The 3,644-nt window shown below is 63.9% G+C and carries 3 protein-coding genes; all 3 read left to right on the forward strand.

Annotation, left to right across the window (positions count from 1 at the left end; genetic code table 11):
- Nucleotides 1-927: aldo/keto reductase (locus tag AC1DSN_RS19865; protein ID WP_477332412.1), on the forward strand; the 927-nt coding region annotated here is incomplete at its 5' end.
- A 14-nt stretch (nucleotides 928-941) separates the two neighbouring features.
- Nucleotides 942-1,364: a nuclear transport factor 2 family protein gene (locus AC1DSN_RS19870; protein ID WP_477297297.1), complete on the forward strand. Its 423-nt coding sequence runs from the start codon at nucleotides 942-944 to the stop codon at nucleotides 1,362-1,364.
- A gap of 99 nt (nucleotides 1,365-1,463) precedes the next feature.
- On the forward strand, nucleotides 1,464-3,644 hold a 2,181-nt coding region (locus AC1DSN_RS19875; protein WP_477332414.1), incomplete at its 3' end, for a phosphoketolase family protein.

The following is a 3,644-nucleotide window of genomic DNA, read 5'->3' on the forward strand; positions in this document are numbered from 1 at the left end:
TTCCTCCTCGGCGGCGATCTTCCCGTCAACCGACTCGGCTACGGCGCCATGCACCTCACCGGCTACGGCATGTGGGGACCGCCCGCCGACGAGCGCAATGCCATTCAGGTCCTGCGGCACGCCGTTTACGAACTCGGTATCAACTTCATCGACACCGCCGATGCCTATGGTCCCGGCGACAACGAGGAGATCATCCGCAAGGCGTTGCACCCCTATCCCAACGATCTGGTGATCTGCACCAAGGGCGGGATGCTGCGATCGGGCAAGCTGGACTGGATCCACGACGCACCGGGTGCGCCCTACATCCAGCCCCTGGGCGATCCGCGATATCTGCGCCAGCAAGTGGAGCTGAGCCTGCGGCGGTTGGGGGTGGATTGCATCGCGCTGTACCAGTTGCACAGCATCGATCCCAAGGTCCCGCTTGCCGACAGCCTGGGGGAACTGGTGCGTCTCCAGGAGCAGGGCAAGATCAGGCACATCGGCCTTTCGAACCAGCCGGGCGTGAGCGTCGCGCAACTGCTCGAAGCCCAGAAGACCGCGCGCATCGTGGCGATCGAGAACCTTTACAATGTCGCCGACCGGGCCGACGACGAGGTGCTCGAGCACGCCACTCGCCACCATATCGCCTTCATTCCCTGGTTCCCGCTCGGTCACGGCGGACTGGTCGGGCCCGACAGTGCGCTGACACCACTCGCCGCGACATACGCGGTCACTCCATCGCAACTCGCCCTGGCATGGCTGTTGCACCGCTCACCCGCGCTTCTGCTCATTCCCGGCACCACGTCCGTAAAGCACCTGAAGGAGAACGCCAGCGCGGCGCACGTGAACCTCAATGCGGCCGAAGTGCGGGCCATTGCCGAAGCCGTCGATCGCCTCGGCCTGCTTGGCTGGCGTCCTGTCCGTGATGTACCGACAGAGCCCGCATAACAGGAGCCGCACCCATGTCCACCCTGCATCCCAACATCGCCACGCTGCGCTCCATTTACGAGGATCTCCGCCGCATCGAACACCATGCCGACGAGGACATGGTGCTGCATACCGCCCAGCGCCATGTCGGAGCCGACCGGGGCCGCCTCTATGGCAAAGCAGCCGTGGTCGAGAAGATTCACGCATTGATCCGCGAAAGCGGGCGAACGTTGCAAATGCGCGTGGACAGCATCGTCGCCAACGACTATTTCGGTGCCGTCCTTGGCAGCATTCGTGCCCGGCGCGGCGAAAGCGAGATCGGCATGCCGTTCTGCGGTCTATGGCGGTTTCGTGACGGACGTATCCTCGAGCACTGGGAGAACGCGTACGACATTGCGGCGCTCGATGCCTTCATGCGCGGCGAGGCCGGGGAAGTGAGCAGCTGGGTGCGACACTGACGCAGGGACGTGTCGGGCAAATAGGGCCCGTTCTTTCACGCCGAGGCAATCCTCCAACGCATACGCTCAAGGGAGTCCCCGTCGCCTGGAAAGCTCCCCATGTCCGAGACGCTTGCGCCCGACCTCCTACGCCGCATGCACGCCTACTGGCGTGCCGCCAACTACCTCACCGTTGGCCAGATCTACCTCCGTGACAACCCCATGCTGGAAGAGCCCCTGTCGAAGGAGCACATCAAGCACCGCCTGCTCGGCCATTGGGGCACCACGACCGGGCTGAACTTCATCTACACCCATCTCAATCGCGCGATCGTCGAACGCGACCTCAACATGATCTACGTGATCGGCCCTGGCCACGGCGGCCCCGGCCTGGTAGCGCATACGTACCTCGAAGGTTCTTACACCGAAATCTATCCGCATATCGACCGCAGTGTGGCCGGCATGCGCGAGCTGTTCCGCCAGTTCTCCTGGCCGTATGGCATCCCCAGCCACGTCGCACCGGAAACCCCGGGCTCGATCCACGAGGGCGGTGAACTCGGTTACTCCCTGTCACACGCGTTCGGCGCGGCGTTCGACAATCCGGACCTGATCGTCAGCTGCGTGGTCGGTGACGGCGAAGCCGAAACCGGCGCACTGGCCACCAGCTGGCATTCGAACAAGTTCCTCAATCCCGTGCGCGATGGCGCCGTGCTACCCATCCTCCACCTCAACGGCTTCAAGATCGCCAACCCGACGGTGCTCGCCCGCATCGAACCGGAAGAACTCCGCGATCTCATGCGCGGCTACGGATACGAGCCGCACTTCGTCGAGGGTCACGAGCCCGAGCCCATGCACCAGGCGTTCGCTGCGGCGCTCGATACGTGCCTGGACGAGATCAGGCGCATCCAGAGCGAAGCACGCGAGGGCACGGCATCGGAAGCGAAGCGTCCGCGCTGGCCGATGATCGTGCTGCGCAGCCCCAAGGGCTGGACCGGCCCCAAGGTGGTCGACGGCAAGCCCGTGGAAGGCACGTGGCGCGCGCATCAGGTGCCGATCGACAAGTTCGATAACGAGGGTCACATCAAGATCCTCGAAGACTGGATGAAGAGCTACGACGCCCACGAGCTGTTCGACGAGCGCGGGCAGTTTCGCGAGGAGTACGCCTCCCTCGCACCGCGCGGCCAGCGACGCATGGGCATGAACCCGCACGCCAACGGCGGCCTGCTGCTGAAGCAGCTGCACATGCCGCACTTCCGCCCCTTCGCCGAGGACGTCAAGACGCCGGGCGATCACAAGGCCGAAGCCACGCGTGTGCTGGGCAAGTTCCTGCGCGGCGTGATGCAGCAGAACATGGAAACGTTCCGCGTGTTCGGGCCGGACGAAACGGCGTCGAACCGGTTGGAAGCGATTTACGAAGTCAGCGGCAAGACCTGGCTGGCCGAGTACGAAGGCGTCGACGAGAACCTCTCGCCCGAAGGCCGCGTGATGGAAGTGCTCAGCGAGCACCAGTGCCAGGGCTGGCTCGAAGGCTACCTTCTCACCGGCAGACATGGCTTCTTCTCCTGCTACGAAGCCTTCATCCACATCATCGATTCGATGTTCAACCAGCACGCGAAGTGGCTCAAGGTCACGCGCAAGATGTCCTGGAGGCCGCCGATCGCTTCGCTCAACTACCTGTTGAGCTCGCACGTGTGGCACCAGGATCACAACGGCTTCTCGCACCAGGATCCCGGCTTCATCGACCATGTGGCCAACAAGAAGTCCGAGATCGTGCGCGTGTACCTGCCGCCGGATGCGAACTGCCTGCTCTCGGTCGCCGATCACTGCCTGCGCAGCCGGCACTACGTCAACGTGATCATCGCCGGCAAGCAGCCGGACTGGCAGTGGCTGGACATGGAAAGCGCCGTGCGCCACTGCRCGGCCGGCGCGGGTATCTGGTCCTGGGCCAGTCGCGGGCAGGACGATCCGGATGTGGTGATGGCATCCGCCGGCGACGCCCCCACGGTCGAAATCCTCGCCGCGATCATGTTGCTGCGCGAGTACGTGCCCGATATTCGCATCCGCATGGTCAATGTGGTGGACCTGATGGCGCTGGAAACGCCGGACGAGCATCCGCACGGCCTCGACGACGATGTGTTCGACGACCTGTTCACCAAGGACAAGCCGGTGATCTTCGCCTTCCACGGCTACCCCGGCATCATCCACAAGCTGACCTACCGCCGGCACAACCACGACAACGTCCACGTGCGTGGTTACAAGGAAGAAGGCACGACGACCACCGCGCTGGACATGATGGTGTTGAAC

Source organism: Luteibacter sp. P4_D7_3, assembly GCF_056401735.1.

What these genes read in the sequence shown, in the direction of transcription:
- AC1DSN_RS19870 (WP_477297297.1), top strand. Translation starts at nt 942, where the DNA reads ATGTCCACCCTGCATCCCAACATCGCCACGCTGCGCTCCATTTACGAG.